At 60.3% G+C, this 26908-nt stretch carries 22 protein-coding genes; 10 read left to right on the top strand and 12 right to left on the bottom strand.

Translation table 11 applies throughout. From position 1 onward, the window contains the following. Positions 1 to 19: 19 nt before the first annotated feature. On the bottom strand, positions 20 to 892 hold the full coding sequence (locus tag NWV16_RS14670; RefSeq protein ID WP_260519629.1) for a LysR family transcriptional regulator: 873 nt from the start codon (positions 890 to 892) through the stop codon (positions 20 to 22). Between the two features lie 77 nt (positions 893 to 969). Here NWV16_RS14670 and NWV16_RS14665 point away from each other — a divergent pair, with 77 nt between their 5' ends. Both NWV16_RS14665 and hppD read left to right on the top strand, forming a co-directional pair. Further along, complete coding sequence (locus NWV16_RS14665) at positions 970 to 1917, top strand: DMT family transporter (RefSeq protein WP_260519628.1); 948 nt, start codon at positions 970 to 972, stop codon at positions 1915 to 1917. A gap of 246 nt (positions 1918 to 2163) precedes the next feature. After that, complete coding sequence (gene hppD / locus NWV16_RS14660; protein ID WP_260519627.1) at positions 2164 to 3240, top strand: 4-hydroxyphenylpyruvate dioxygenase; 1077 nt, start codon at positions 2164 to 2166, stop codon at positions 3238 to 3240. 60 nt (positions 3241 to 3300) lie between these two features. Here the strand turns inward: hppD and rarD are convergent, their stop codons facing one another. Together rarD and NWV16_RS14650 are read right to left on the bottom strand one after the other, a co-directional pair. Next, positions 3301 to 4182 (bottom strand): EamA family transporter RarD, encoded by an 882-nt coding sequence (gene rarD, locus NWV16_RS14655; protein ID WP_260519626.1) that lies wholly within the window; start codon positions 4180 to 4182, stop codon positions 3301 to 3303. Between the two features lie 138 nt (positions 4183 to 4320). Continuing rightward, the gene (locus tag NWV16_RS14650) at positions 4321 to 5334 is read right to left on the bottom strand and encodes an aldo/keto reductase (RefSeq protein WP_260519625.1); all 1014 of its coding nucleotides are present in this window, start codon (positions 5332 to 5334) and stop codon (positions 4321 to 4323) included. 227 nt (positions 5335 to 5561) lie between these two features. On the opposite strand from NWV16_RS14650, the gene NWV16_RS14645 reads away from it, so the two are divergent. Further along, positions 5562 to 7508, top strand: a complete 1947-nt coding sequence (locus NWV16_RS14645) for a hypothetical protein (protein WP_260519624.1) — start codon at positions 5562 to 5564, stop codon at positions 7506 to 7508. Between the two features lie 125 nt (positions 7509 to 7633). Here the strand turns inward: NWV16_RS14645 and NWV16_RS14640 are convergent, their stop codons facing one another. Then, entirely contained in the window at positions 7634 to 8533 is a 900-nt protein-coding gene (locus tag NWV16_RS14640) for a LysR family transcriptional regulator (RefSeq protein WP_260519623.1), read from the bottom strand. Positions 8534 to 8632: 99 nt separating this feature from the next. On the opposite strand from NWV16_RS14640, the gene NWV16_RS14635 reads away from it, so the two are divergent. The 3 genes from NWV16_RS14635 (at position 8633) to NWV16_RS14625 (ending at position 10420) form a co-directional block, all read left to right on the top strand. Further along, positions 8633 to 9337, top strand: a complete 705-nt coding sequence (locus NWV16_RS14635; protein ID WP_260519622.1) for an SDR family oxidoreductase — start codon at positions 8633 to 8635, stop codon at positions 9335 to 9337. Further along, a complete protein-coding gene (locus tag NWV16_RS14630; protein ID WP_260519621.1) occupies positions 9334 to 9699 on the top strand; it encodes a hypothetical protein in 366 nt (121 codons plus the stop codon). Before NWV16_RS14635 ends, NWV16_RS14630 begins: the two co-directional genes overlap by 4 nt. Positions 9700 to 10048: 349 nt before the next feature. Then, on the top strand, positions 10049 to 10420 hold the full coding sequence (locus NWV16_RS14625) for a DUF6124 family protein (RefSeq protein ID WP_260519620.1): 372 nt from the start codon (positions 10049 to 10051) through the stop codon (positions 10418 to 10420). Between the two features lie 83 nt (positions 10421 to 10503). Here NWV16_RS14625 and NWV16_RS14620 read toward each other — a convergent pair whose 3' ends face one another. Beyond that, positions 10504 to 11814, bottom strand: coding sequence for an MFS transporter (locus NWV16_RS14620; RefSeq protein ID WP_260519619.1), 1311 nt, complete (start codon positions 11812 to 11814; stop codon positions 10504 to 10506). Between the two features lie 169 nt (positions 11815 to 11983). Here NWV16_RS14620 and NWV16_RS14615 point away from each other — a divergent pair, with 169 nt between their 5' ends. The 4 genes from NWV16_RS14615 (at position 11984) to NWV16_RS14600 (ending at position 17418) form a co-directional block, all read left to right on the top strand. Next, on the top strand, positions 11984 to 13108 hold the full coding sequence (locus NWV16_RS14615; protein ID WP_260519618.1) for a sugar diacid recognition domain-containing protein: 1125 nt from the start codon (positions 11984 to 11986) through the stop codon (positions 13106 to 13108). A 91-nt stretch (positions 13109 to 13199) separates the two neighbouring features. Further along, positions 13200 to 14339 carry a glycerate kinase gene (locus NWV16_RS14610; RefSeq protein ID WP_260519617.1) on the top strand — a complete coding sequence of 380 codons (1140 nt, stop codon included), beginning with the start codon at positions 13200 to 13202 and terminating at the stop codon, positions 14337 to 14339. 224 nt (positions 14340 to 14563) lie between these two features. Beyond that, positions 14564 to 16189 (top strand): methyl-accepting chemotaxis protein, encoded by a 1626-nt coding sequence (locus NWV16_RS14605; protein ID WP_260519616.1) that lies wholly within the window; start codon positions 14564 to 14566, stop codon positions 16187 to 16189. Positions 16190 to 16230: 41 nt separating this feature from the next. Continuing rightward, positions 16231 to 17418 (top strand): pyridoxal phosphate-dependent aminotransferase, encoded by a 1188-nt coding sequence (locus tag NWV16_RS14600; protein WP_260519615.1) that lies wholly within the window; start codon positions 16231 to 16233, stop codon positions 17416 to 17418. Positions 17419 to 17481: 63 nt separating this feature from the next. On the opposite strand, the gene NWV16_RS14595 is transcribed toward NWV16_RS14600, so the two are convergent. The 7 genes from NWV16_RS14595 to NWV16_RS14565 form a co-directional block, all read right to left on the bottom strand. Next, complete coding sequence (locus tag NWV16_RS14595; RefSeq protein ID WP_260519614.1) at positions 17482 to 18459, bottom strand: 2-hydroxyacid dehydrogenase; 978 nt, start codon at positions 18457 to 18459, stop codon at positions 17482 to 17484. A 21-nt stretch (positions 18460 to 18480) separates the two neighbouring features. Further along, positions 18481 to 19779: an MFS transporter gene (locus tag NWV16_RS14590; RefSeq protein ID WP_260519613.1), complete on the bottom strand. Its 1299-nt coding sequence runs from the start codon at positions 19777 to 19779 to the stop codon at positions 18481 to 18483. A gap of 58 nt (positions 19780 to 19837) precedes the next feature. Then, positions 19838 to 20875: a sugar kinase gene (locus NWV16_RS14585; protein ID WP_260519612.1), complete on the bottom strand. Its 1038-nt coding sequence runs from the start codon at positions 20873 to 20875 to the stop codon at positions 19838 to 19840. Further along, positions 20868 to 21650, bottom strand: coding sequence for a sugar phosphate isomerase/epimerase (locus tag NWV16_RS14580; RefSeq protein ID WP_260519611.1), 783 nt, complete (start codon positions 21648 to 21650; stop codon positions 20868 to 20870). Before NWV16_RS14580 ends, NWV16_RS14585 begins: the two co-directional genes overlap by 8 nt. Before the next feature lie 156 nt (positions 21651 to 21806). After that, positions 21807 to 22835 carry a LacI family DNA-binding transcriptional regulator gene (locus tag NWV16_RS14575; RefSeq protein ID WP_312846906.1) on the bottom strand — a complete coding sequence of 343 codons (1029 nt, stop codon included), beginning with the start codon at positions 22833 to 22835 and terminating at the stop codon, positions 21807 to 21809. 158 nt (positions 22836 to 22993) lie between these two features. Continuing rightward, positions 22994 to 23635: a DUF1345 domain-containing protein gene (locus tag NWV16_RS14570; protein WP_260519610.1), complete on the bottom strand. Its 642-nt coding sequence runs from the start codon at positions 23633 to 23635 to the stop codon at positions 22994 to 22996. 166 nt (positions 23636 to 23801) lie between these two features. Further along, positions 23802 to 26900, bottom strand: a complete 3099-nt coding sequence (locus tag NWV16_RS14565) for an efflux RND transporter permease subunit (protein ID WP_260519609.1) — start codon at positions 26898 to 26900, stop codon at positions 23802 to 23804. Positions 26901 to 26908 lie beyond the last annotated feature (8 nt).

Here is a 26908-nt window from a genome sequence, read left to right as displayed (position 1 = left end):
CCGCTGGAGCTTGCGCCGCTCAACGGAAATTCAATGTTGTCGCCAGTTTGATGAAAGCCAAGGTAGCGGGAGAGGCCTGGCGTTGATCGAGCACAGCCAGGCCGATGTGTCGATGCACGGTTGGTGATAACGGCTTCTTCAAATAAGCCGGTTCCGGTTCGTCAGGCAGTGAACCTTCGGCAACGATCGTGATGGCATCGCCGCGACTCACGGTATCGAGGGTACTCAGCAGTTGCGAGCATCTGTAGCGGATATTCGGGCTCAGCCTTGCCGCGTTGAACAGTCGCGAGACCAGTTCCGAAGAGCCGGCTCCGGTGAGTACGAACGGGTCGTTGCACAGGTCTTTCAGGTTCAGCGCCGCTCGTGCCGCCAGAGAATGGCCCGGCGGAAGCAGGGCAACCATCTGGTCTTCCATCAGATCAAACGTATCGAAGCGTTCTTCGGGCAGCACCACGAAGCCGATATCGATCCGTCGTTCATCAAGCCACTGAATCACCTGACGATCCGGCCCTTCGTCGATATGCACCTCGATACCCGGATGCGCCTGGCGGAAATGCCTGAGGATGCGCGGCAGCAACCTGATCGATGAAGTCGGGCCGAACGAACCGATACGCAAGGTGCCGCTTTTCAGCCCGCGCGCATCGGCGGCTTCCTGGCGCAATGTGTTGGCCAGCCCGAGCATCGCCCGTGCGCGCAGCAGCAATTGCTGGCCAATATCGCTGAGCTCTACCTGCGATTGATGCCGGCGAAACAATTCGACGCCCAGTTCCTGCTCCAGTGACTTCAAGGCATGGGACACCGCTGACTGGGAAATCCCCAGACGATGGGCGGCGAGGGTGAAGCCGCGCAGTTCGGCCACCCGAGAGAAGATTTCGAGCTGGGTCAAAGTCATGAGTAAGAGCTCATTTTACGATGATCGACAATTACTCGAATGATACGGCATCCGTCAGTTTCGTCGTCGAGCGCGTTATGAATAGTCATGAATCAATCCGTCCGGTGGCCTCGGACCTGCCCGTCTATGTGAACCTCGCCATGGTCAGCATGATCTGGGGCGGGACCTGGGTGGCCGGGCGATTTCTCGCCGGCAGCCTGAGTCCGATCCTCGCCGCCAGTCTCAGGTTCCTGCTGGCCAGCCTCGCGCTGCTCGGTTTTTTGCGGCTGGCGCGGATTCCTTTTGCGCGGCCGACTGCAGTGCAATGGCTGCAACTGGCATTGCTGGGCTTCTTCGGGATTTTCTTTTACAACCTGTGCTTTTTTTACGGTCTGCAATACATCAATGCGTCGCGTGCCTCGCTGATCGTCGCGTTGAATCCGGCGGTGATTGGCCTGGCGTCCTGGCTGTTGTTCAAGGAGCGTCTGAGTCGACTGAAAGTCCTCGGGATTCTGATCTGCATCTGTGGTGCCGGTGTGGTGATCATCAGCCGTAATCCGCAACTGCTGGCCGCGACGCCAGGCGCCTGGATCGGCGATCTGCTGATTTTCGGCTGCGTGTTGAGCTGGGGTGTTTATTCGCTGTTTTCCCGCAGCCTCAACCAGAACATCGGTCCGTTACAGACGGTGACCTTTTCGATTCTGCTCGGCACGCTGATGCTCTGGGCGCTGGCTGCCGTTCGCGGCGAAGTGAGCGGGGCGGCGGTGGCGGATCTGGGGATGACGCAGTGGCTGAGTCTGATCTATCTCGGGGTGTTGGGATCGGCCCTGGCCTACATCGGTTATTACGATGGCATCCGCAAAATCGGCGCTACCCGCTCCGGCGTGTTCATTGCGCTCAATCCGCTGACCGCCGTGCTGGCCGGTGCCGTCCTGCTGGGCGAGCAGCTGACGATGTCCATGTGCCTGGGCGGCGTGCTGATTCTGACCGGCATCTGGCTGTGCAACAAACCCCTTGCACCGGGCGGAAAAAAGCGGATTTTATAGAGAGGGCAGACAACCTGTTTTACGCTGTGTAGAATCCGGTTACGCATACAATAATAATCGTCTTCTGGCAGCAGAAGCCTCGCCCGCAAGAGCCTTGGGTCGACAATGAAGATATTCGGGTTTCAACTGATCTACGGTGACTTCCTCGCCCGCAGTGTGCGTGGCATCTCCTGTGCGCCACCCACCGGCCTCAGCATTACTGACAAATAACTCTGGTTAATTGATAAGAATGATGAGGCGCCAACCATGGCAGATTTATACGAAAACCCAATGGGCCTGATGGGCTTCGAGTTCATCGAGTTCGCATCGCCGACCCCCGGCACCCTGGAGCCGATCTTCGAGATCATGGGCTTCACCAAGGTCGCGACCCACCGCTCCAAGGACGTGCACCTGTATCGCCAGGGCGCGATCAACCTGATCCTCAACAACGAACCCCACAGCGTGGCTTCGTACTTCGCTGCCGAGCACGGTCCGTCGGTGTGCGGCATGGCGTTCCGGGTCAAGGATTCGCAGAAGGCCTACAAACGCGCGCTGGAACTCGGCGCCCAGCCGATCCACATCGAAACCGGTCCGATGGAGCTGAACCTGCCGGCGATCAAAGGCATTGGTGGCGCGCCGCTGTACCTGATCGACCGTTTCGGTGAAGGCAGCTCGATCTACGACATCGACTTCGTGTTCCTCGAAGGCGTTGACCGCAACCCGGTCGGTGCCGGCCTGAAGATCATCGACCACCTGACTCACAACGTGTATCGCGGCCGCATGGCCTACTGGGCGAACTTCTACGAGAAGCTGTTCAACTTCCGCGAGATCCGTTACTTCGACATCAAGGGCGAATACACCGGCCTGACCTCCAAAGCGATGACCGCACCGGACGGCATGATCCGCATCCCGCTCAACGAAGAATCGTCAAAGGGCGCCGGGCAGATCGAAGAGTTCCTGATGCAGTTCAACGGTGAAGGTATCCAGCACGTGGCGTTCCTCACCGACGACCTGGTCAAGACCTGGGACGCGCTGAAGAAGATCGGCATGCGCTTCATGACCGCACCGCCGGACACCTACTACGAAATGCTCGAAGGTCGCCTGCCGAACCATGGCGAACCGGTTGAAGCACTGCAATCGCGCGGTATCCTGCTCGATGGCGCTTCGGACAAGAACGACAAGCGCCTGCTGCTGCAGATCTTCTCGGAAACCCTGATGGGCCCGGTGTTCTTCGAATTCATCCAGCGTAAAGGCGACGATGGTTTCGGCGAAGGCAATTTCAAGGCGCTGTTCGAATCGATCGAGCGTGACCAGGTGCGTCGTGGCGTACTCGCCACCGAGTAACCTGCAGATGTAAAAAAGCCCGGCCTGCCATCGTGCAGGCCGGGCTTTTTATTGCACGTCTTATGGGCGTCGCTGGCGCATCAGGTGCTTGAACCCCTCGAACACCAGCACCACCACCGCGAGCCAGATCGGGATATAGGTCAACCATTCGCCAGCCTTGATGCTCTCGCCAAGCAACAGAGCCACCCCCAGCAACAACACCGGCTCGACGTAACTGAGCAGACCGAACAGGCTGAACGGCAGCAAACGGCTGGCGATGATGTACACCACCAGTGCCGACGCACTGATCAGGCCCAGCAACGGAATCAGCCAAGTCAGAGCCGGGTATTGATCGAACACGCCGAAGCCCTGTTCGCCGCTGTGCACGAACCAGTACGCCACCGGCAGCATCAGGGTCATGTCGACCCACAGGCCGCCGAGGTTGTCGGCCTTCAGGCGTTTGCGCAGGACGAAGTACAGCGGATAGCCGATGACGACCACCAGCGTCGCCCAGGAGAACCCGCCGACCTGATACAACTCGTTCAGCACGCCGAGGCTGGCAAAAAACACCGCGATCTTTTGCAGGTACGACAGGTTTTCGCCATAAGCGATGCGGCCCGTCAGCACCATGGCCAGCGGCAACAGAAAATAGCCCAGCGACACATCAAGGCTGTAACCGTTGAGCGGTGCCCACATGAACAGCCACAACTGTACGCCGAGCAGCGCCGACGAGAGGATCAGGCCACCGATCAGCTTCGGATAGTGCGCAACCCGGCGCAGCAGCTCCAGCACACGCCGCCATTCACCGGACAACAACATGAACAGGGTCATGCAGGGCACGGTCAGCAGCATCCGCCAACCGTAGATTTCCACGCCGCTCAGCGGAGTGAGCAACGAGGTGTAGTAATACATGACGGCAAACAGTGTGGAGGCTGTTACCGAGAGAGCGATACCTTTAGACAAACTGTCCTCGCGGGGGTGATGGGCAAACGGGGCGCGCAGGATACGTGGTTTTTGTGCTGAATATTGGTCGAGTGATCGATATTTCCAACATTCGACACAGATCCCGCGAGAGCAGGACCTGTGTCGAAGCATAGGTGCTTAAGGCTGACGCGGTTTACGCCCCGACACAAAATGGCTCACATCATTGAACCCCGGCGTCGACGCATGCCCCGGCGTCACCAGCGAATCAATGAACGCCTCATCCTCCGCCGTGATCTTCACCGCCTGCGCCATGGTGTAGGCATCCCACTGTTCTTCCGTACGCGGTCCGACAATCGCCGACGTCACCGCGCCGTTGTTCAACACCCAGGCAATCGCGAACTCGACGATCCCGACCCCGCGCTCCTGGGTGTACTGCTGAATCTGCTGGGCAATGCGCAACGACTCCACGCGCCATTCGGTCTCCAGAATCCGCTTGTCCTGGCGCCCGGCACGGCTGTTGGCGTCCGGCGTCACGTCCGGTGCGTACTTGCCGCTGAGCACGCCACGGGCCAGCGGGCTGTAAGGCACCACGCCGAGGCCGTAAGTCTGGGCCGCGGTGATCTGCTCGGTCTCGGCCTGACGGTTGACGATGTTGTACAGCGGCTGGCTGATCACCGGGCGATCGACACCCAGTTTGTCCGCCACGCGAATCACCTCGGCAATCCGCCAGCCGCGATAATTCGACAGGCCCCAATAACGGATCTTGCCCTGGCGAATCAGATCGCCGATGGCCGACACCGTCACCTCCAGTGGGGTGTTGTGGTCTTCGCGGTGCAGGTAATAGATGTCGAGGTAGTCGGTGCCGAGTCGGGTCAGGCTGGCCTCCAGACCATTGAAGATGTGCTTGCGGCTCAGACCGCTGCGATTCGGCACGCCATCCACCGGGCCAAAACCGACTTTGGTCGCCAGCACCCATTCATGACGATGACGGGCGATGGCTTCGCCGACGATTTCTTCCGAGCGACCGTTGGTGTAGACATCCGCCGTATCGATGAAATTGATGCCCTGATCCCAGGCCTTGTCGATGATGCGCAGCGAGTCTTCCGCGCTGGTCTGTTCGCCGAACATCATTGTGCCGAGGGTGAGGGTGGACACCTGCAACCCCGAGTGACCCAGTGTGCGATAGCTCATGCCGAAATCCTTTTGTCGGTGGGAAAGCGTCCATCAAATACCAGAAGCATCCGGCGCGGCAAAGTGAATTTATCCAGCAGAGGCCCCGTAACCGCCGCGGATATACCTACCGTTCATCGCCACTGTCAGATCTGACAGTAGGTATTTTTCCTGTGAATGGCGTCTGATCTGCTCTGACGGTGCGAGCAAAAAATGCCGACACATTTCGTAAAATCTGGAGCGTTCTCATGGCCACCGAACCAATTGATCAAGTGTTAGCAGCTGGCGACGAAATCAATCTTTATGCGCCTCGGTTGCCCGACGGCAAGGAAAATGTTGCGGGTGCGGATTATGGTCTTGCCATTCGTTTTTATGACGATAAACCTCGGGGGGCCACGGTCATTGTTCCCGCCTTGCTGGGCCAGGAACCCAAGATGACGGTGTTTCTGAATCTGAACGGTGTGGAGAAAATCACCAGTGAACAGACCGAGACCACGTCGTCTGATACGACGCTGTACATTCCCCACAATCTGTTGCTTCCCGATCGGCTGAATACCCTCAACTACACGGCCCGGCGCCTTGATAGTAGCGAGGAAACTTATGAACCGCCCCTTGCAATCAAGTACAACAAAATCCGCCCAGGCATCGAAGACAAGATCAAAGGGGACGAAGGGCATTCCGAGCTTCGACTCATCCTGCCGCAAGACGTGATTGACGACGGCATCGATGCCGAGCGCGCGGCGCAGGGTGTGCAGGCGTACTGCATATACCCGTATTGCCGGGCATTCGACAAAATCTCGCTGCGCTGCAACGGCCATGTTCTTACTCATGTGGTCCATCCGGATGAGGCCCCCTCCACACCGACCACTGAGCCGACCATCATCGGGATGTTGCTCGATAAAGCCTTTTTCGAAGCCGCTGGCGACAATCCGCAAGCCGCTTTTGACTTTACGGTCGAGGACGAACTCACCAACGGGGCGGACCCGACCTCTCCCTGGTCGAAGCCGATCCGTCTGGTGATTGATCTGAAGGGCGCCCGGATGGCTGCTCCCGACATCGCCGAGGACCCGGACGATCCCAATGATGAGCCGGACACCATCGATTTGAACAAGCTCGGCACTCGGGATCTGACCATTCAAGTTCATGTTCTTGCACCGCGCTGGGAAAGCGGAGACACCTTGAGGGTGAGGTACACCGCGACACCCAGTGCCGGAAGCGTGGTTGAACACGTGGTTGACACTTCGGTGACAAGGCTTCCGTTTACCCATCGGTTGATGATCCCCAATGCCAAGGTGATTGCCGACAGTACGGTCAAGGTTCTTTACGAATGTATTCGTGGGAATGAAGTTAATGCCACCTCAAAAAATGCACGGGCACGGGTCATTCAGAAACCCGTGATAACTTCGATGAAGAACTCGTTCAACGTGGAACTGGAGAATGGCGGGACTGTTTCCGACAACAAGGTGATGTTGTCGGGGTCTGCGCTGGCGGGTGTTGTGCTGCAAGTTTTCGATGCGGGCACGTTTAAAGGGGAAGTGACTGTCGGGACGAATTACAAATGGCAGAGCACGTTTATACCAATAGCGGAAGGGCAGCATAGTTTCACTGTGAAGGAAAAAACCGGGAATCAGTTTGAGTCCGAGCCTTGGACGATCAGGCGACTGGCTTTCAGCATGGATCGGACACAGATGAAACTGAACGGGTTTTCGGTGAGAGTGGATGGGTGGCCGAAAACAGGGGAGGACTCGATTGGCAATACCGGCGTTCGGGTTCCAATCGGAGGTGTCCCGCCGTATGACTGGGCGTCATCCGAACCATTGATTGCTCCTGTCACCGCTGAGGGCAAGTTTGTGGGGCTAAAAAATGGTGTTGCAACTGCGTATGTTACCGATCAGGAAGGAACAACCTTGTCTTTCCTTGTCGTAGTGACCAATAAATACAAACTGCATATAAGCCCCACACCACTTCCTATTGAACAATCGATCGAATGGATGAACTCCTTGGGAGGTGTCACAACTTATAATAATGATTTTATAAGAGATATATTGCGCGTTTATCAAGTTCCTGCTAGGGGTTACAGTGTGTGGACTTGCATCCTTATTGGGGATTACGGTAGAGCAATCCGCGCTAATAACACTTTCTACGCAGTTATAACGAGTGAACCTTGGGTGTCATGGTGTCTGACACTAGTCTGACACCTGTTACTGGAACCAAGGGGCACTGGCAAAATTCATACTTCTATCCGTTCAATCCTTGGAGATCCAGGGATTGAACGGTCAAGCCAATAATTCCGTACCATCATCAATTTACGGATTTTCTTCTAATCGCAAAGCCTCTCGCAACGCTCGCGCAAAAATGCCTGCAACACCTTCACCCGTTCCGACACCTGCACCCGGTGCGGGCAGAGCAGATTGAACGGCACGCTCTCGCCGTGCCAGTCATCGAACAGTGTCACCAGCCGCCCGGCGCGCACGTCTTCGGCCACGTCGAGCCAGGCCTTGTAGGCGATACCGTGCCCGGCGAGCGCCCAGCGGCGGGCGACTTCGCCGTCGTCGCTGAGGTAGTCGCCGCGTACTTCGACCTCGACCGTTTCGTCTTCGCGATGGAAACGCCAGGTGTTGTAAGGCCGGCCATTGCGCAGGTAGAGCAGGGCGCTGTGTTCGCTCAGTCCGGCGGGGGTTTGCGGTGTGCCGTGGCGTTCCAGATACGCAGGGCTGGCGCAGGCCACACGGCGATGCTCAGGCAGAATCGGCAACGCCACCAGCGTCGAATCACTCGGCACGCCAAAACGCAGCGCCACGTCCACCGTCTCGCGAAACAGATCTGCATGCCGGTCGTTGAGCAGCAATTGCAGCTGAATGTGCGGGTGCTCGCGCTTGAAATCGTCCAGCCACGGCAGCAACACATTGCGCCCGAAGTCCGACGGCGCCGCCAGTTGCAGCACGCCGCTCAGGCCTTCGGTCTGCTGCTTCAGCGCTTGTTCGCCCTCGGCCAGAGTGGCCAGTGCCAGACGCACGCTTTCCAGGTAGCGCCGGCCTTCTTCCGTCAGGCGCATGCTGCGGGTGGAGCGGGCGAAGAGGCGGATGCCGAGGCGGGTTTCCAGGCGTTTCAGGGCGATGCTGGCCGCCGCCGGGGTCAGCTCCAGCGCCCGGGCGGCGGCGGAAATGCTGCCGGAGTCGGCAGTGCGGACGAAGATTTCCAGGTCGAGGATCGAGCTCATTGGTAAAAATCCTTTAAGTATCCTTCCGATTTACCGGGATTTTTCTTCGATTGGCAACCGAGGAAGATGCAATCTCCTTAAGCCTACCGGAGAACTTTCATGAAACCACTCGACAACCAGACCGTTGTGGTCATCGGCGGCAGCAGCGGCATTGGCGCCGCTGTCGTGTCGAACGCTGCTGAACGTGGCGCCCGTGTTTATTCGGTCGGGCGCCGTGTCGAAACCTCCGAAACCCATGACGGTGTCCGTCACGAAACGGCCGATGTCACTGATGACGCCTCGCTGCGTCAACTGTTCGAAAGCATCGGCGCCTTTGATCATCTGGTGATTACTGCAGGGCCGAGCGTCAGCGCCAAGCCGCTGGCCGACAGCGATCTGCTCCAGGCTCAGCAGGCGTTCGACGTGAAATTCTGGGGCAGCTTGCGCGCCATTCAAGCGGCGCTGCCGTTCCTGAGCGAGCGGGGCAGCATCACCCTGACCTCGGGTCTGTTGTCGCGCAAATTCGTCGCCGGACAATTCATCAAGACCACCCTGAACGCGGCACTTGAATCCCTTGCCAAACAACTGGCCAAGGAACTGGCGCCGCGCCGGGTCAACGTGATCAGCCCCGGCGTGACCGACACCGAAGCCTACGCCGGCATGGACGAAAGTCATCGCAACGCGATGTTCGCCCGCACCTCGGCCGCGTTGCCGGTGGGCCGGGTCGGGACGCCACAGGATCTGGCTGCCGCGTTTATGCTGGTCATGGAAAACGGCTTTATCAGTGGCAGCATCATCGACGTCGACGGAGGTGGATTGTTATGACTTGGCACTTCGATCACCTGGCGTTCAATGCGCCGGACGGGCAGCCGATTCAGGACGCTTTCAATTCCTTATTGGGACTGACGCCGGGGCGCCGGCCGCCGTTTCCGTTTCCCGGGCGGTGGCTGTATCAGGACGGGGAGGCGCTGGTGCATGTGATTGAGCAGCCCGCGCTGGATGAGGCGGCGTTGAGTCACATTGCGTTTCGCACCGATGAAGATGCGGCGGTGGTTTTGAAACGGGTGCAGAGCAGTGGGTTGCCGTATCAGGTGGCGCAGGTGCCGGAGGACGGGATCTGGCAGATTTTTGTGCAGATGCCGGGAGGCTTGGTGCTGGAACTGGATGCAAAAACGGGGATTTTGTGAATGTTTAATCGTGGCGTTTAAAGGACACGTTCAGACACGCACCCCGGGCTACACAACCTTGCGCCGCTGCCTACGACTGCGCCAGAATCCGCCGGCTTGTGCGCTTACAGGCCGGATTTTATCGTTGCTCCGTCGCTGAAAAACAGCGATCGGGTTTGGTAGCCCGGGTCTTTAAGTGCAGAGTGCTCCATTCTGTAGAGCCTTTCGTCTCTATTTTATGGTGGTCATTCGCAGGGCACCTTCGGGTGCGCCGTTTCTCCTAAGGCCCGGCCTACCAACCTGCGTCTGGCCACCACCATCGTTTGGTAGCGAGAGTGGTGGCTCCAATAAGCGCCTTAGGAGTTTTGCCATGATCAAACCAACACCCAACCCACCCGAAGCCGATTCAACGTCCCCCTACGAAACCCTCGACTCGAAGAAATTCCACGAAGCCGCCGAACGCGCCCTCGATCACTACCTCAACCTGTTCCACCCCAGAAAACCGCTGCTCAAACCCAACACCCGCTACCTCATCGCCCCCGGCATCCCGAGCGAAGAACTGTTGGCCGACGCCTGCGAAACCCTGACCTCCGCCAAAACCATGGCCAGCGATTTCGCCGGGATGACCGATGCGCCGCAGCGGCATGTGCTGTTGGGCATCGGGCAACTGATCATGCTGGCGGAACTGGCGGTGAATCGGGTGCTGGATAATCTGGAACTGAAGGCAGAAACGCCGGTGTAGCCTGATCGCTCCCAAGCTCTGCGTGGGAACGAGCTAAACGAGAAACGGCCCGAATCGGGCCGTTTTTGTGTGTCTGCCAATAATCAGGCCCGCAACGTGCGCGTCATCCGCAACGCCAGCAGACTCCCGCCAACGATCACGCCTGCCAGCAGATACAACGCCGCATCGGTCGAGCCGGTGCTGTCTTTGACCCAACCCACCAGATAAGGGCTCAGGAACCCGGCCATCTGCCCCATGGAGTTGATCAACGCCAGACCACCCGCCGCAGCGCCCGCGCTCAACATCGCTGTCGGCACCGGCCAGAACATCGGCAAACCGGTCAACGCGCCCATGGTCGCGATGGTCAGACCGAGAATCGCAATCGCCGGATTCGCCGCGAAGTTCACCGCAATCAGCAGGCCGATGGCGCCCATCAGCATCGGCACGACCAGGTGCCAGCGACGCTCCTTGCGCAAGTCCGCTGAACGCCCGACCACCAGCATGAAAACCGCCGCCAGCAGATACGGAATCGCACTCAACCAGCCAATCACCAGGTTATCGCTGAAACCGAGGTTCTTGATGATCGACGGCAGCCAGAAGTTGATCGCGTACACGCCGCTCTGGATGCAGAAGTAGATCAGGCCGAAGGCCCAGATGGCCGGGTTCTTGAATACGGCGATCAGCGAATCGGAGGTGGTTTTCGGTTTGTTCGCCAGGTCTTCGGCCTGATCGGCTTCCAGCACCGAACGCTCGTGCGGGGTCAGCCATTTGGCCTTGGCGAAGTTGTCGCTGAGCAGGAAATAAGCCAGCGCGCCCAGTACCACGGTCGGAATGCCTTGCAGCAGGAACATCCACTGCCAGCCGGCCAGACCGCCCTGGCCCGCAGCGAAGTGATTGAGGATCCAGCCGGAAAACGGGCTGCCGAGCAGGCCGGACACCGGGATCGCCGACATGAACAGCGCCATGATCCGGCCACGGCGGAAGGTCGGGAACCACTGCGAGAGATACAGCACAACGCCCGGGAAGAACCCGGCTTCAGCCGCGCCAGTGAACAGGCGCAAGGTGTAGAACTGGGTCGGCGTGGTGACGAACAGCAGGCAGGTCGACAGTGTGCCCCAGGTGATCATCATCAGCGCAATCCAGCGCCGTGGACCGAATTTGGTCAGCGCCAGGTTGCTCGGTACGCCGCACAGCACGTAGCCGATGAAGAAGATACCGGCACCGAGGCCGTACACGGTTTCGCTGAATTTCAGCGCGTCGAGCATCTGCAGTTTGGCGAATCCAACATTGACCCGGTCGAGGTAGTTGAACAGGTAGCAGATGAAGATGAAGGGGATCAAACGCAGGGTGATGCGTTTGTAGACGGCGTTTTTACCGTCATCGATGGTCTGGGCGGCAGCGGCGCTCTGCGACATGGCGGCTCTCTCTTTATTATGATTTTTTGCGATGCAAAGGGTAACGTTGATCGCCCTGAGAGTCTCGGTCACCTTTGGCCGGATTGTCTTTGTGCCTGAGCACAGGGTTTGCCGGCGGACCCTGTGCGGGTGAACAACCGTCCGCGCCTGTTTTCAAGGATTTCCCCTTATGTTCGAACTCGATCACGACCTCGCCCAGGACATCGTTGACCGGGCCATGGCCATTTTGCCGTACAACGTCAACGTCATGGACAGCCAGGGGCTGATTCTCGGCAGCGGCGAGCCGGAGCGCATCAACACCCGCCACGAAGGCGCGCAACTGGTGTTGGCCAATGGGCGAGTGGTGGAGATCGACGCGCAGACCGCCGTGCATTTGAAAGGCGTGCAGCCGGGGATCAATCTGCCGTTGTTGCTCGATCAGCGCTTGATCGGGGTGCTCGGCATCACCGGCGAGCCGGAGCAACTGCGCACTTATGCCGAGCTGGTGCGCATGACCGCTGAAATGCTGGTCGGTCAGCGCAACCAGCAATCCGAGCAGCAATGGCGGCGGCAACGTTGCGACGACTTGCTGGCGCTGCTGTTGAGTGAATCGGGGGATTCGCCGAGGCTGGTCGACGAAGCTCAACAGCTCGGGCTGAAACCGCAATTGACGCGGGTGCCGTATCTGTTCGAACTGGGTCTGGAACATGGTCCGGGGCAAACCGTCGAGGCGCTGAGTGCCTGGTTGATGTCGCGTTATCCGGACAGTTGGTGCGTGAGTTCGGCCAAGTCCTCGCTGCTGTGGTGCCGTCCGGCCAGCCAGAATGTCGAGCATGATCGGCTGCTGGAAAAACTCGATGGCCTGGGCTGGAACATTTTGCGCATTGCCGTCGGCGGGCAGGCCGATGGACTGGCCGGACTGCGCCGTTGTTATCGGCGGGTCGGCGACTTGCTCGCTTATGGCCGTGAGGTGTTGCCGCGCTCACGGTTGCTGACCCTCAATCGCTATCGCTTGCCGGTGATGCTCTGGCGCCATCGCAACGACGATGCGCTGGATGAATTGCTCAAGCCGTTGCGCAAGGTCATCGCCAGGGACAGCAACGGCCAGTTGCTTGCGACCCTGCGCAGTTGGTGCGATCACGACGGGCAGAGCCAGGCCTGTGCCGATGCCTTGGGGATTCACCGCAACAGCCTGCGTTACCGGATGGAACGAATTGCCGAACTGAGCGGGGTCGATCCGCTGAAGCTCGACGGCATGCTGGCGCTGTATCTCGGGGTGCAATTGCTGCCGCAGACCGACGATTTGTCGAAATGAACAATAAACGCCTGCGCCACTTGTGCAGCGGACAGGCGTCAACGTTTCAAGCGACTGGCAGCATGAGGGGCATTGGAACTGGAGAATTCGCATGAAAATCGTCATCGCCCCCGATTCGTTCAAGGACAGCCTGAGTGCCCAGGGCGTCGCAGAGGCCATTGCGCTGGGTCTGGCGCAGGTCTGGCCGCAGGCGACGCTGGTCAAGTGCCCGATGGCCGACGGTGGTGAAGGCACGGTGGAGTCGATTCTCGATGCCTGCGAAGGTGAACTGCGCCGCACCCGTGTGCGTGGCCCGCTGGGCGCGGCGGTTGAAGCGGCGTGGGGCTGGCTGCCGCACAACCGCACCGCGATCATCGAAATGGCCGAAGCCAGCGGTTTGCAGCTTGTACCGCCGGGTCAGCGGGATGCGTGCATCAGCAGCACATTCGGCACCGGTGAACTGATTCGTGCGGCGCTGGATGCCGGCGCGCAACGAGTCATTCTGGCCATCGGCGGCAGTGCCACCAACGACGGCGGTGCCGGTGCGATGCAGGCGCTGGGCGTGAAACTGCTGGATGCTCAAGGCCAACCATTGGTGCCGGGCGGTCTGGCGCTGGCGCAACTTGCACGACTGGACCTGAGCGAACTCGACCCGCGTCTGGCACAGGTGCGTTTCGACATCGCCGCCGACGTCAACAATCCGCTGTGTGGCCCCCACGGCGCCTCGGCGATTTTCGGTCCGCAGAAAGGCGCATCCCCGGCGCAAGTGCAGCAACTGGATCACGCTCTCGGTCACTTCGCCGAGCTTTGCGCGCAGGCGTTGGGCAAGGATGTCAGGGGCGAGCCGGGCAGTGGTGCGGCAGGCGGACTGGGTTTTGCTGCCAAGGCATTTCTTGGCGCACGGTTCCAGGCCGGGGTTGAAGTGGTCGCGGAACTGGTCGGTCTGGCGCAAGCCGTGAAAGGCGCCGATCTGGTGATCACCGGAGAAGGGCGCTTCGATGCCCAGACCCTGCGCGGCAAAACCCCGTTTGGCGTGGCACGGGTCGCCAAACAACACGGCGTGCCGGTCATTGTCATCGCCGGCACGTTGGGTGAGGGCTATCAGGCACTCTACGAACACGGCATCGATGCGGCATTCGCCGTCACCGGCGGCCCGATGCCCCTCGAGCAAGCCTGCGCCGAAGCCCCGCGTCTGTTGCGCGAACGTGCAACGGACATTGCCCGTGTCTGGCGCATGGCGACTCCCGTCTGACCTGTCACTCATCATCTAAAACAACGGGTGTTTCACCGCTGAAACACCCGCAACACCTTGAAAAAAATTTCATCTTTCCCCGCAAACTTCTTCAAGCCTGGCCGATACAGAAATCAGGCGCACACAACATTTCCAAAAAACAGTGACGCCGGACTGATGCCCACCCCACGGGCCAGTAATCACGGCATGGACGCTCGTAGTTTCAATCATCCGAGAGTCCTCCTATGTCCTTGCGTAACCTGAATATCGCGCCTCGTGCCTTCCTCGGTTTTGCCTTTATTGCCCTGCTGGTGATCGTGCTCGGCGTGTTCGCCGTCAATCGCATGTCGATCATCCGCCAGGCGTCGCTGGAGATGGAGTCGACACAGTTGCCGAGCGTCACGCAACTCGCCGTGGTCACCGAAAACGTCCTGCGTCTGCGCATCCTCTCGTTCCGCATTCTGGTCAACCGCGACCCGGCCGGTTTGCAGGAAGCCCAGACCCGCATCGGCGTGCTGGTGGACAAGGTGCGGGCCGCCCAGGCCGCTTACGCAGCGCTGCCGGCCGGCTCGGAAGAGCGCGCGCTGTACCAGACGTTCTCGACGACCCTCGACAACTACCTGCAGGCGCAGAACCAGATGATGGACCTGTCGCGCCAGGACAAGCTCGATGAGATGCGCACCCTGATCAACACAAAGATCAAGGACGGCACCGACAAGATGGGCGAACAGCTCAACCAACTGATCGCGATCAACGCGGCGGATGCGAAAACCGCTTCGACCCAGGCCGGCGATCATTACAACAGCGCGATCACCGGGATCGTCGTAGTGGCGGTGATCGCTGCGTTGCTGACCGTGCTGCTGGCCTGGCTGCTGACCCGCAGCATCGTCACCCCGCTGAACCGCGCCGTCGCTGCTGCGCAAACCATCGCCGGCGGCAACCTGACCAAAGCCATCGAGATCGACGGCAAGGACGAACCGGCGCGGCTGCTCGAAGCGTTGGCCGCGATGCAGGCCAACCTGCGCAAGACTATCGAACAGATCGCCGGCTCTGCCACGCAACTGGGCGCCGCTGCCGAAGAACTCAGCGCCGTGACCGAAGAAGCCTCCCGTGGCCTGCAACAGCAGAACGACGAAATCGAACAGGCCGCCACCGCCGTCAACGAAATGACCGCTGCGGTGGAAGAGGTGGCACGCAACGCGGTGTCGACCTCCGAAGCGTCGAACCAGTCGACCCATGCTGCCCGTGAAGGTCGCGATCAGGTGGTGAAAACCGTCGATGCGATCCAGACCATGACTCAGGACGTGCAGAACACCGCACAAATGATCGAAGGCCTGGCTGCGCAGGGCCGCGACATCGGCAAGGTGCTGGACGTGATCCGCGCCATCGCCGAACAGACCAACCTGCTGGCGCTCAACGCCGCCATCGAAGCGGCCCGCGCCGGTGAGGCCGGACGTGGCTTTGCGGTGGTGGCGGACGAAGTTCGTGCGCTGGCCCACCGTACCGCGCAATCGACCCAGGAAATCGAAAAAATGGTCGCCGGCATCCAGAACGGCACGGGTGAAGCGGTGGAATCGATGCAACAAAGCAACCAGCGCACCCAGACCACACTGGAAATGGCCCGCGCCGCCGGCGTCGCGCTGGAGCAAATCACCCAATCGATTCACCAGATCAACGAGCGCAACCTGGTGATCGCCAGTGCATCCGAAGAACAGGCGCAAGTGTCCCGCGAGGTGGATCGCAACCTGGTGAATATCCGTGATCTGGCCACCCAATCGGCGGCCGGAGCAAACCAGACCAGCGCCGCGACCCATGAACTGTCGCGCCTGGCGGTGGATTTGAATGCGATGGTGGCGCGGTTTGTGATTTGACCTAGGGTGAAGGCTGGAGACCGCGCAATCAGGAGACGTACATGCGCTATTCAGCCTTGACCCAACGAATCGCCGGGGAGGGAGCAGCGGCCTGGCGGATTCACGACCGAGCGCTGGAACTGCGCGCCGAAGGGGTCGATGTGTTGCTGCTGTCGGTGGGTGATCCGGATTTCGACACGCCGCTGCCGATCATTCACGGCGCCATCGACAGCCTGCTGGCGGGCGATACCCATTATTCCGAAGTGCGCGGCCGGTTGGAGCTGCGCACGCGGATCGCCGAACGCCATCGGCGCAATAGCGGCCAGCCAGTGGACGCTGACCATGTGATCGTGCTGCCCGGCGCGCAATGCGCCGTGTATTCGGTGGCGCAATGTCTGCTTGATCCGGGCGATGAGGTGATCGTTGCCGAGCCGATGTACGTCACTTATGAAGGTGTTTTTGGTGCCTGTGGTGCGACGGTCGTACCGGTGCCGGTTCGCCCGGAGAACGGCTTTCGTGTCGATCCGGCGGATGTCGCGGCGCGAATCACGTCCAAGACTCGGGCCATGCTGCTCAACAGCCCCAACAATCCGTCCGGCGCCAGTCTGTCATTGCTGATCTGGCAGGAGCTGGCGACGCTGTGCATCCGCCACGACTTGTGGCTGATCAGCGATGAGGTCTACAGCGAATTGTTGTATGAAGGCCGGCACGTCAGCCCGGCGAGCCTGCCGGGCATGGCCGAGCGCACGGCGACCATCAACAGCCTGTCGAAATCCCACGCGATGACCGGCTGGCGCATCGGCTGGATGATCGGGCCCAAACCCTTGGCTGGGCATTTGGTGAATCTGTCGCTGAGCATGCTGTTCGGTCTGCCGGACTTCGTGCAGAAAGCCGCGCAGATCGCACTGGAGAAAGACTTGCCGGAAGTGACACAGATGCGCGAGGAATACCGGTTGCGCCGGGATCTGGTGTGCGAGCGTTTGCGCGGCTGCCCGGGGTTGTACCCGATCAGGCCCGACGGCGGGATGTTCGTGATGGTCGATGTGCGCCAGACCGGGTTCGACGCACAAGCGTTTGCCGAGCGCCTGCTGGAAGGGTATGGGGTTTCGGTGCTGGCGGGGGAGGCGTTCGGGCCGAGCGCGGCGGGACATATCCGCATTGGGCTGGTGGTGGATCGGGTGAAGCTGGCGGACGCGTGTTCGCGGATTGCCCTTTGTGCTGCGCAGCTTTTGCAAGTGCGCAGTGCCTGAAGATTTTGTGTTGTCCTTGATGGCCTCTTCGCGGGCAAGTCGACCTGACAGGCGCTGAAGATTTCAGCCTTGCCAGGCTGATGAGTTCACCAGATTCTTCGGCTTCTCCCCACCCAGCGCCGTCAACAGATTCTCCACCGCACACCGCGCCATCGCCTCGCGCGTCTCATGGGTTGCCGAACCCATGTGCGGCGTCGCCACCACGTTGTTCAACTGCAGCAGTGGTGAGTCGTGATTGAGCGGCTCACGCTCGAACACATCCAGCCCCGCCGCGCGAATCCGGTTATGGCGCAAGGTGTCGATCATCGCCGCCTCGTCCACCACCTTGCCTCGGGAAATATTGATAAAGATGCTCTCCGGGCGCATCAACGCAAACTGCTCGGCGCCAATCAAACCTTCGGTCCGCGCGGTCAACGGCAACGTCAGACAGATGAAATCCGCCTGCTGCAACAAATTCTCCAGCGTTCTGTACTGCGCATCGAACCGTGCTTCAACCGCCGGTTTGCGTGATTGACTGTGATAGATCACCGGCATCCCGAATCCGAAATGTCCGCGCTGGGCCAACGCTTCGCCGATCCGCCCCATGCCGATGATGCCCAGCGTCTTGCCATGCACGTCGGTGCCGAAATGCGCCGGGCCGATGCTGCGGTGCCAGTGACCGCCGCGCACCATGTTCGCCAGTTCCACCACCCTTCGAGCGGTGGCCAGGATCAGCGCGAAACCGGTGTCGGCAGTGGTTTCGGTCAGTACGTCCGGGGTGTTGGTCAGCAGGATCCGGCGCCGGGTCAGGTAGTCGATGTCGTAGTTGTCCACGCCCACCGAAACGCTGGATATCGCTTCGAGCTTCGGTGCCAGATCGAGCAGCGTCGCATCCAGCTTCAAACTCGCGCCAAGCAATCCGTGGGCAACCGGCAGGGCGTCACGCAGCTTCATCAGACCGTCGGCATCAAGGCTTTCGATCAACGTCACATCGACCTGTTCCTCAAGGCGAGCCATCAACGTCGGCGACAGTTTCTTGTACAGCACAACCTGCTTTCTCATCGCAGTCATCTCTCTATCAATTCAGGAATGGGCCGGCAGCGGACGCGGTGCGACGCGCTTGGCGTTCGCCCGGTCGCTGGCGCCGGGCTTGAGAAAAATCGTCAGCACCACCGAGAGCAGCAACGCGCCGCTCATCAACAGGTACGAAGCACCGGGCGAGCCGGTGGAGCTGTTCAGGTAACCGACCAGATAGGAACCGCCGAACGAGCCGAGGGCGCCCATGCTGTTGATCAGCGCCATGGCACCGCCGGCAACGTTGGCCGGCAGGATCTCAGGGACGATGGCAAAGAACGGCCCGTAAGGCGCGTACATGCAGGCGCCGGCAATCACCAGCAGCGTGTACGACCACCAGAAATGCTCCGCGCCCAAGGCGTACGAGCCGTAGAACGCCACCGAGGCAATCAGCAGCGGCGGCCAGACGAAGCGTTTGCGCTTTTGCAGTTTGTCCGAGCCCCACGACACCAGCAGCATGCCGATCACCGCCGCCAGATAGGGCAGGGCCGACAGCCACCCGGCCTCGATCATGTCCATCTGCGCGCCAGCCTTGAGGATCGACGGCAGCCACAGCACGAAGCCGTAGACACCGATGCTCCAGCAGAAAAACTGCAGCGCCAGGATGATCACCTTCGGCGAGCGGAAGGCTTCGGCGTAGTTCTTCACCGCTTTGATCCCGACCTGTTCGGCAGCGAGAGCGCTTTGCAGATCGTGCTTTTCCCGGTCGCTGAGCCACTTGGCCTGGGCCGGGCGATCATCCGCCAGCTTCCACCAGATAAATGCCCAGAGCACCGCCGGCAGGCCTTCGATGATGAACATCCAGCGCCAGCTGAAATGCTGCACCAGATAGCCCGAAACCACCGACATCCACAGCATGGTCACCGGGTTGCCGAGGATCAGGAAGGTGTTGGCCCGGGAGCGTTCGGCGCGGGTGAACCAGTGGCACAGGTACACCAGCATCGCCGGCATCACCGCCGCTTCGACCACGCCGAGCATGAAGCGGATGACGATCAGCCAATAGGCGTTGGAAACCACGCCGGTCAGCGTGGCGAGCCCGCCCCAGAAAATCAGGCTGACGAAGATCAGTTTCTTCACGCTGTGCTTTTGCGCGTAGATCGCCCCGGGCACCTGGAAGAAAAAGTAACCGAGAAAGAACAGCGCGCCGAGCAGCGAGGACAGGCCCGGAGTGATCATCAGGTCGGCGGCCATGCCCGAGGCTGCGGCGAAGCCGTAATTGGCCCGGTCCAGGTACGCCAGGCTGTAGGTGATGAACACGATCGGCATGATGTACCACCAGCGGCGGGTGGCGAGGGTTGCGGTTTTCATGGTCTTGCTCCTGAGCTTGTTGTTTTTGTCGCAGCAGGTTCAAAAAATGTATTGCCTGTCAGGGCCTCATCGCGGGCAAGCCCGCTCCCACAGGTTCGGCGGTGTACACAAAATCTGTGGGAGCGGCGGTGCGACGATTCGACTTGCTCGCGATGGCGGCCTCGAATTCAGCGGTGAGTTCGGATCGGGTCGGCAAACCCTCCATGTCGCCACGGCTCTGCACCGCCCGGCTGCCAATCCAGTTGGCACGTCTGACGGCTTCGGGAAAACTCAGGTGCTCCAGCAGGGCACTGATCATCCCCACCGCAAATCCGTCCCCGGCACCGACCGTGTCGACAACGGTTTCAACCGGCACCCCGGCAACAAACCCCTGATCCAGATGCGTGCGGTAATACGCACCCTGCGGCCCGAGCTTGATGGCCACGGCTTCGGCACCCTGATCGAGGTAGAACGCCGCGATGTCCGCCGGGTCTTCAAACCCGGTCAGCAAGCGACCTTCGCTCAACCCCGGCAATACCCAGTGGGCGAGGGCGGCGAGGTGGTTGATCTCGGTGATCATCTCCCGTTCGCTGGCCCACAGGCTCGGGCGCAGGTTCGGGTCGAACGACACGCTGCGCCCGTTATGGCGCATGCGGGTCATCAGATCTCGGGACATTTCCCGGGCCGACGCCGACAGCGCCGGCGGAATACCAGTGGCGTGCAAATGTCGGGCATTCAATAGCGTCGGGGTAATCGACTGCGACGACAGGTGACTGGCCGCCGAGCCACGACGAAAATACTCGACCGTCGGGTCGCTGCCGTCATCGTTGCGCGACTTGAGTTGGAAACCGGTCGGGTGCGCGTTGTCGACTTCGACATGGCTGCAATCCAGACCTTCGCGGGCCAGGGTCTCGACGACAAATCGGCCCAGCGAATCCGCACCAACCCGGCTCAGCCAAGCGACGTTGAAACCCAGTCGAGACAAACCGATGGCCACGTTGCTGTCCGCCCCGGCAATGCGCCTGTGAAATTGATCGACGAAAGCCAGATCACCGCTCTGTTCGGCGACAAACATGGCCATGGTTTCGCCGAACGACAGAATATCGATCTCAGACATGAGCAGGCTCCAGGCGGGATTGGCCGAGACGTGCGAGGGCGGCGACGTGTTCGCGGGTCAGTTGCACCAGGTCATCGCCCTGCAACGGGTATTCGGCGGCACGCATGACACCTTGGGCCATGTGTCGCATCAGTTGTTCCCACAGATGCAGGTCAGTGGCAGCCGGCGGCACCGCTACCAGTTTGCCGTCGGTACGCCGGGCCACGGCTTTGCAATGCACGTAGCCAACGTGCCGGCCCAGCAAGCGTGCGGCGGTGGCGGCGGACTGGTCCTGCCACTGCCAGTTGCCGATGTCGAAGGTCATCTTGATCGGCAAATTGTGCTGTTCGACAGCGGCGAAGAAACGCTGGAAGGGTTCGATGCGACCGCCGTGCAGGGTCTGGTCGTTCTCAACCAGCAGATGTACCGGGCTTTGTTGAAGGATTGGCGCAAGGCTCTGCAAATCGTTGCTGTCGGTGAAGACGCCCAGCGACACTTTCAGCCACTTCGAGCCGAACGCTTCGGCGTTTTGCAGTGCGGTGATGAGTTCGGGATTGGGTCGCGACTGACCGGCCAGCCACAGTTCGGTGGGCGAGGAATAAATACTTTGCAGGCCTGTTGCTCGCGTGGCAGCGGCGAGTTGTTCGGGGACCTCGTTGGTCAGCAGCTCTTCGCGCCATTCGATGCGATTGGCGCCCGCAGCGGCCAGCACTTCGATGAACGAGCCTTGTCCGCGACGGCGCACAAGGTCGGCGCCGTAGCTGGAGAGGCTGATGGAAACGGCGGGTCTATTCATTGTTATCTACCTCTGAAACCGGTTTCATTTTTGTTCAAAAATAATCAGCCAAAGCTGTGTTGTTCTTTATGCCCTCATCGCTGGCAAGCCAGCTCCCACAATGTCAGTGAAAAGCTCAGAACCTGTGGGAGCGGGCTTGCCCGCGAAGAGGCCGGCTCAGTCACCACAAAACCCAATGGTCGAGCCGCGCTCGATCAGCACCGGAGCAAAATCCAATGTTCGCGCCACTTCATCATTCCCACGCAACCGCCTGAGCAAGCATTCAAATGCCTGTGCGCCAATCTCGGCGGTTGGCTGGGCGAGGGCAGTAATCCCGCTACCCACCAACGGATACCAGTCAAGATCATCCAGGGCGATCAACCCGACATCCTCGAACAACCGGCAGCCGATCTCGCGCAGCGCCAGGGTGCAAGCCAGCGCCGCCACGCCGTTGGCGCAGAACAGGGCTTTCGGGCCTGAATCAGGTGTGTTCAAAAAGGTTTGAAGGTCGTTCGCAAGGCGCGGGCCGGTTTCCAGCACCGCGCCATGCATGTCTTTGCGCTGCCCCATCTGTTGCTGAAAACTGCCGACCCGTTCGATCCGCGAACTGGTGCCGTCGTAGGGTTCGGTCACCAGTAGCACATCGCGATAGCCGCGTTGCTGAAGATGTTCCAGCGCCATTTCGATGGCTTGAGGATTGTTCAGACCGACCATGTCGCTGTCCAGTCCGTCTACTTTGCGATCCACCAGCACAAGCGGCATTTCCCGCTTCAACTCGTCCAGCTCATCCCGGTGATGGCCGAGGGTGTTCACGATCAATCCTTCGATGTTGTACGAGCGCAGCAGCGCCAGGTGCTGGCGTTCCTGTTCATCATCGCGGTCGGTGTTGCACACCACCAGGCTGTAGCCGTGCCGGCGGCAGGCGGTTTCCACGCCGTGCATCACGGCAATCGAATATGGGTTGCGGATATCGGCCACCAGCATGCCGATCAGGCGAGTGCGACCGCGCTTCAGACCACGGGCCATCTGGTTCGGGCGATAACCGAGTTCGGCGATAGCCTGCTCGATGCGCTGGGCAATCGTATCGGAGAGCAGGGCGCGGTCGTCGCCAATGAAGCGCGAGACGCTGGCCTTGGACACGCCCGCGTGTTGGGCGACGTCGAGCATGGTGACGCGGCTGCGCTGGGCGGCGGAGAAATCGTTCACGGTCTGAAACCTTATTATTGGATTTGTCAGGTCAGATCGCTGTATCAGGATCTGAAACCGGTTTCAGGAAACACCAGAAGAGAATCGATCGTCAAGTGAACGATCGGGAGAAATTCGTAAGTCGCCGACAAATGGCGTTTCGCAGGGAGCCGCTGACGTCAGCCGAACAACCCGGCGGCGATGTTGATCGAAAACCCGAGGATGGCGGTGTTGAACACAAACCCGATCAACGACTGTGCCAGCACGATCTTGCGGATCTCCCGCGTGGCCACACCGACATCCGCCGTCTGCACCGCCACGCCGATGGTGAACGAGAAGTATAGAAAGTCCCAATAGTTAGGCGTCGTCAGGCCTTCGGCAAAACGCAGCGCCGGTTCCTTGCCGTTCCAGGTGTAAAACAGCCGGGCGTAGTGGACGCAGAAAATCACCCCGATCAGCAGCCATGAACCGATCACGGTCAGCGCGGTAAAACCGTAGTGCAAGAGTTTGCGGGTGGTTTCCAGGTCCTTGCTGCCGGCCAGTTCGACGGTAATAGTGGCAAGGCTGGCCAACGCAGCGATACAGACGACAAGCAGTACTAGCCCGGCATTTTCATCCTCGACTTCGGCAATGCGCTTGACGTCCGGCGCTTTGGCGCGGATGGTCAGCCACAGCATCAGGATCAGGTACGTCCAGACCCCGGCGTTCCAGCCGATGAGAATTTTGCTGATGACAGATTCCGCCGGGGCCAGCAGGCCGACGGCAAGGCCGAACAGTGCGGCAGCGGAGAGGCGAGGGTGGGTGCGGGCGAGGAAGCGCATGGGGACTCGATGGGCCAGGGTGTGCAGACACCTTAGCCCAGCGCTGGCAGGTATGGCCACAATGCTGGATGTTTGCAACGTCCCGCTCGCGAAGGCGACCGGCCAGCCAACATAGATGTTGAATGTGCCGACGCTTTCGCGAGCAGGCTCGCTCCCACTATCGGGATCAATGGTGTCTGGTGGTTTTGCGCACAAGCTTGATCACGACAACGAAGAACACCGGCACAAAAACCACCGCTAACGTCGCCGTGATCATCCCGCCAATTACCCCGGTACCAATCGCCTGCTGACTCGCCGAGCTCGCGCCCGTGGCAATCGCCAACGGTACGACGCCCAGAATGAACGCCAGCGACGTCATGACAATCGGCCGCAAGCGCATGCGTGCCGCTTGCAACGTGGCGTCAATCAGATCGTGTCCTTCGTCATACAGGCTCTTGGCGAACTCGATGATCAGGATCGCGTTCTTCGCCGACAGGCCGATGATGGTGATCAAACCAACCTTGAAAAACACATCGTTGGGCATCCCGCGCAGCGTGACCGCCAGCACTGCACCGAGCACACCCAGCGGCACCACCAGCAGCACGGAAGTCGGAATCGACCAGCTTTCGTACAACGCCGCCAGGCACAGGAACACGATCAGCAGCGACAGCCCGAGCAGAATCGGCGCCTGACTGCCGGACAAGCGCTCCTGCAACGACAGACCGGTCCACTCCTGACCCAGACCTTGCGGGCCCTGAGCCACCAGCCGCTCGATTTCGGCCATGGCTTCACCGGTGGTGTGTCCGGGTGCAGGTTCGCCGGAAATCGCGATGGCCGGGTAGCCGTTGTATCGGGTCAACTGCGTCGGGCCCTGAGTCCAGGTCGCCTTGACGAACGCGGACAACGGCACCATTTTCCCGGCGTCATTGCGTACGTGCATTTTGAGCAAATCATCCACCTGGCTGCGGCGGTCGCCTTCAGCCTGCACGACCACCCGTTGCATGCGCCCCTGATTGGGGAAGTCGTTGACATAGGAGGAGCCGATGGCCGTGGACAGCACGTTGCTGATATCGGCGAACGATACCCCCAGCGCATTGGCCTGCTTGCGGTCCACTTCCAGCTGCACCTGCGGCGCTTCGGCCAACGCGCTTTCACGCACATTCATCAGGATCGGACTTTCTTCGGCGTCATGCAGCAGTTCGGTTCTGGCCTGCATCAGCGCAGCATGACCAAGGCCTCCGCGGTCTTGCAGACGGAACTCGAAGCCACTCGAAGTGCCGAGACCGTCCACTGGCGGCGGCAGTACCGAGAACGCCATCGCATCCTTGATCTGGCTCAGGGCGATGTTCGCGCGGTCGGCAATCGAGCTGGCGGAATCGTCGCTGCCACGGTGCGACCAGTCCTTGAGCGTGGTGAATGCCAGTGCGGCGTTCTGCCCGCTGCCGGAGAAGCTGAAACCCAGGATCACCACGCTGTCACTGATGCCCGGTTCGCCACTGTTGTGGGCCTCAAGCTGCTCGGCGACTTGCACGGTACGGTTCTTGGTCGCGCCCGGCGGCAGCTGGATGTCGGTGATGGTGTAGCCCTGATCCTCGACCGGCAGGAAGGAGGAGGGCAGGCGTGCGAAGCACAGGCCCAGACCGACCAACAGCACAACGTAAATCAGTAAATAGCGACCGGTACGTTTCAGCGCGTAACCGACCCAGCCCTGGTAACGATCACTCAGTCGTTCGAAGCGGCGGTTGAACCAGCCGAAGAACCCGGTTTTCTCGTGATGTTCGCCCTTGGCAACCGGTTTGAGCAGCGTGGCGCACAGTGCCGGAGTCAAGGTCAGGGCCAGGAAGGCCGAGAACAGAATGGAGGTGGCCATGGACAGCGAAAACTGCCGGTAAATCACGCCCACCGAACCCTGCATGAACGCCATCGGAATGAACACCGCCACCAGCACCAGCGTGATGCCGATGATTGCGCCGGTAATCTGCCGCATCGCCTTGCGTGTTGCTTCTTTCGGTGACAGGCCTTCAGTGGCCATGATCCGCTCGACGTTCTCCACCACCACGATGGCGTCGTCCACCAGAATGCCGATGGCCAGCACCATGCCGAACATGGTCAGCACGTTGATCGAGAAGCCCAGGGCGAGCATGGTCGCGAAGGTGCCCATCAGCGCCACCGGTACCACCAGTGTCGGGATCAGCGTGTAGCGGATGTTCTGCAGGAACAGGAACATCACCGCGAACACCAGCAGCATCGCTTCGCCGAGGGTGTAGACCACTTTGGTGATAGAGACCTTCACGAACGGCGAGGTGTCGTAAGGGATCTTGTATTCCACGCCCTTCGGAAAGTAACGCGACAGCTCATCCATCTTTGCCCGGATCAGCGTTGCGGTACTCAGCGCGTTGGCGCCCGGCGAGAGTTGTACACCGACGGCGGTGGAGGGTTTGCCGTTCAAGCGGGTGCCGAACTGGTATTCCTGACTGCCGATTTCCACCCGTGCCACATCCTTGATGCGCACGGTGGAACCGTCCGGGTTGGCCTTGAGCACGATGTCGGCGAACTCTTCCGGCGTCGACAATTGCCCCTTGACCAGAACCGTCGCGGTGATTTCCTGAGTGCCAGGGTTCGGCAGATCGCCGATGCTGCCAGCCGAGACCTGAGCGTTCTGCGCGACGATGGCGGCGTTGACGTCGGCCGGCGTCAGGTTGAAACCGATCAGCTTCTGCGGATCGACCCAGATCCGCATTGCCCGCTCGGCACCATACAACTGGGCCTTGCCGACGCCGTCGATGCGTTTGATTTCGTTCATCACGTTGCGCGCCAGGTAATCGCTGAGCGCCACGTCATCGAGCTTGCCGTCGCTGGACGTGAGACTGATCAACAACAGGAAGCCGGCGGAAACCTTCTCCACCTGCAAGCCTTGCTGATTGACCGCCTGCGGCAGACGCGACTCGACGGCCTTCAGTCGGTTCTGCACATCGACCTGCGCCAGTTCCGGGTTGGTGCCGGGCTGAAACGTTGCCTTGATCGTGGCGCTGCCGAGGCTGCTTTGTGATTCGAAGTACAGCAAGTGATCGGCGCCGTTGAGCTCTTCCTCGATCAGGCTGACCACGCTTTCGTCGACGGTCTGCGCCGAAGCGCCCGGGTACACGGCATAGATTTCGATCTGCGGCGGTGCGACGTCCGGGTATTGCGCCACCGGCAACTGCGGGATGGCCAGCGCACCGGCCAACAGGATGAACAACGCGACGACCCAGGCGAATACCGGGCGGTCGATAAAGAACTGCGGCATAGAAGAGC

Source organism: Pseudomonas sp. BW7P1, from assembly GCF_024981055.1.
GTDB lineage: Bacteria > Pseudomonadota > Gammaproteobacteria > Pseudomonadales > Pseudomonadaceae > Aquipseudomonas > Aquipseudomonas bananamidigenes.
This window is presented reverse-complemented; position numbering and strand designations above follow the sequence as displayed.

Bases quoted from the DNA above. Each gene is read 5' to 3' on its own strand.
- NWV16_RS14670 (WP_260519629.1), bottom strand. From the start codon at position 892: ATGACTTTGACCCAGCTCGAAATCTTCTCTCGGGTGGCCGAACTGCGC.
- NWV16_RS14665 (WP_260519628.1), top strand. From the start codon at position 970: ATGAATAGTCATGAATCAATCCGTCCGGTGGCCTCGGACCTGCCCGTC.
- hppD (WP_260519627.1), top strand. From the start codon at position 2,164: ATGGCAGATTTATACGAAAACCCAATGGGCCTGATGGGCTTCGAGTTC.
- NWV16_RS14650 (WP_260519625.1), bottom strand. From the start codon at position 5,334: ATGAGCTATCGCACACTGGGTCACTCGGGGTTGCAGGTGTCCACCCTC.
- NWV16_RS14645 (WP_260519624.1), top strand. From the start codon at position 5,562: ATGGCCACCGAACCAATTGATCAAGTGTTAGCAGCTGGCGACGAAATC.
- NWV16_RS14640 (WP_260519623.1), bottom strand. From the start codon at position 8,533: ATGAGCTCGATCCTCGACCTGGAAATCTTCGTCCGCACTGCCGACTCC.
- NWV16_RS14635 (WP_260519622.1), top strand. From the start codon at position 8,633: ATGAAACCACTCGACAACCAGACCGTTGTGGTCATCGGCGGCAGCAGC.
- NWV16_RS14630 (WP_260519621.1), top strand. From the start codon at position 9,334: ATGACTTGGCACTTCGATCACCTGGCGTTCAATGCGCCGGACGGGCAG.
- NWV16_RS14625 (WP_260519620.1), top strand. From the start codon at position 10,049: ATGATCAAACCAACACCCAACCCACCCGAAGCCGATTCAACGTCCCCC.
- NWV16_RS14620 (WP_260519619.1), bottom strand. From the start codon at position 11,814: ATGTCGCAGAGCGCCGCTGCCGCCCAGACCATCGATGACGGTAAAAAC.
- NWV16_RS14615 (WP_260519618.1), top strand. From the start codon at position 11,984: ATGTTCGAACTCGATCACGACCTCGCCCAGGACATCGTTGACCGGGCC.
- NWV16_RS14610 (WP_260519617.1), top strand. From the start codon at position 13,200: ATGAAAATCGTCATCGCCCCCGATTCGTTCAAGGACAGCCTGAGTGCC.
- NWV16_RS14605 (WP_260519616.1), top strand. From the start codon at position 14,564: ATGTCCTTGCGTAACCTGAATATCGCGCCTCGTGCCTTCCTCGGTTTT.
- NWV16_RS14600 (WP_260519615.1), top strand. From the start codon at position 16,231: ATGCGCTATTCAGCCTTGACCCAACGAATCGCCGGGGAGGGAGCAGCG.
- NWV16_RS14595 (WP_260519614.1), bottom strand. From the start codon at position 18,459: ATGAGAAAGCAGGTTGTGCTGTACAAGAAACTGTCGCCGACGTTGATG.
- NWV16_RS14590 (WP_260519613.1), bottom strand. From the start codon at position 19,779: ATGAAAACCGCAACCCTCGCCACCCGCCGCTGGTGGTACATCATGCCG.
- NWV16_RS14585 (WP_260519612.1), bottom strand. From the start codon at position 20,875: ATGTCTGAGATCGATATTCTGTCGTTCGGCGAAACCATGGCCATGTTT.
- NWV16_RS14580 (WP_260519611.1), bottom strand. From the start codon at position 21,650: ATGAATAGACCCGCCGTTTCCATCAGCCTCTCCAGCTACGGCGCCGAC.
- NWV16_RS14570 (WP_260519610.1), bottom strand. From the start codon at position 23,635: ATGCGCTTCCTCGCCCGCACCCACCCTCGCCTCTCCGCTGCCGCACTG.
- NWV16_RS14565 (WP_260519609.1), bottom strand. From the start codon at position 26,900: ATGCCGCAGTTCTTTATCGACCGCCCGGTATTCGCCTGGGTCGTCGCG.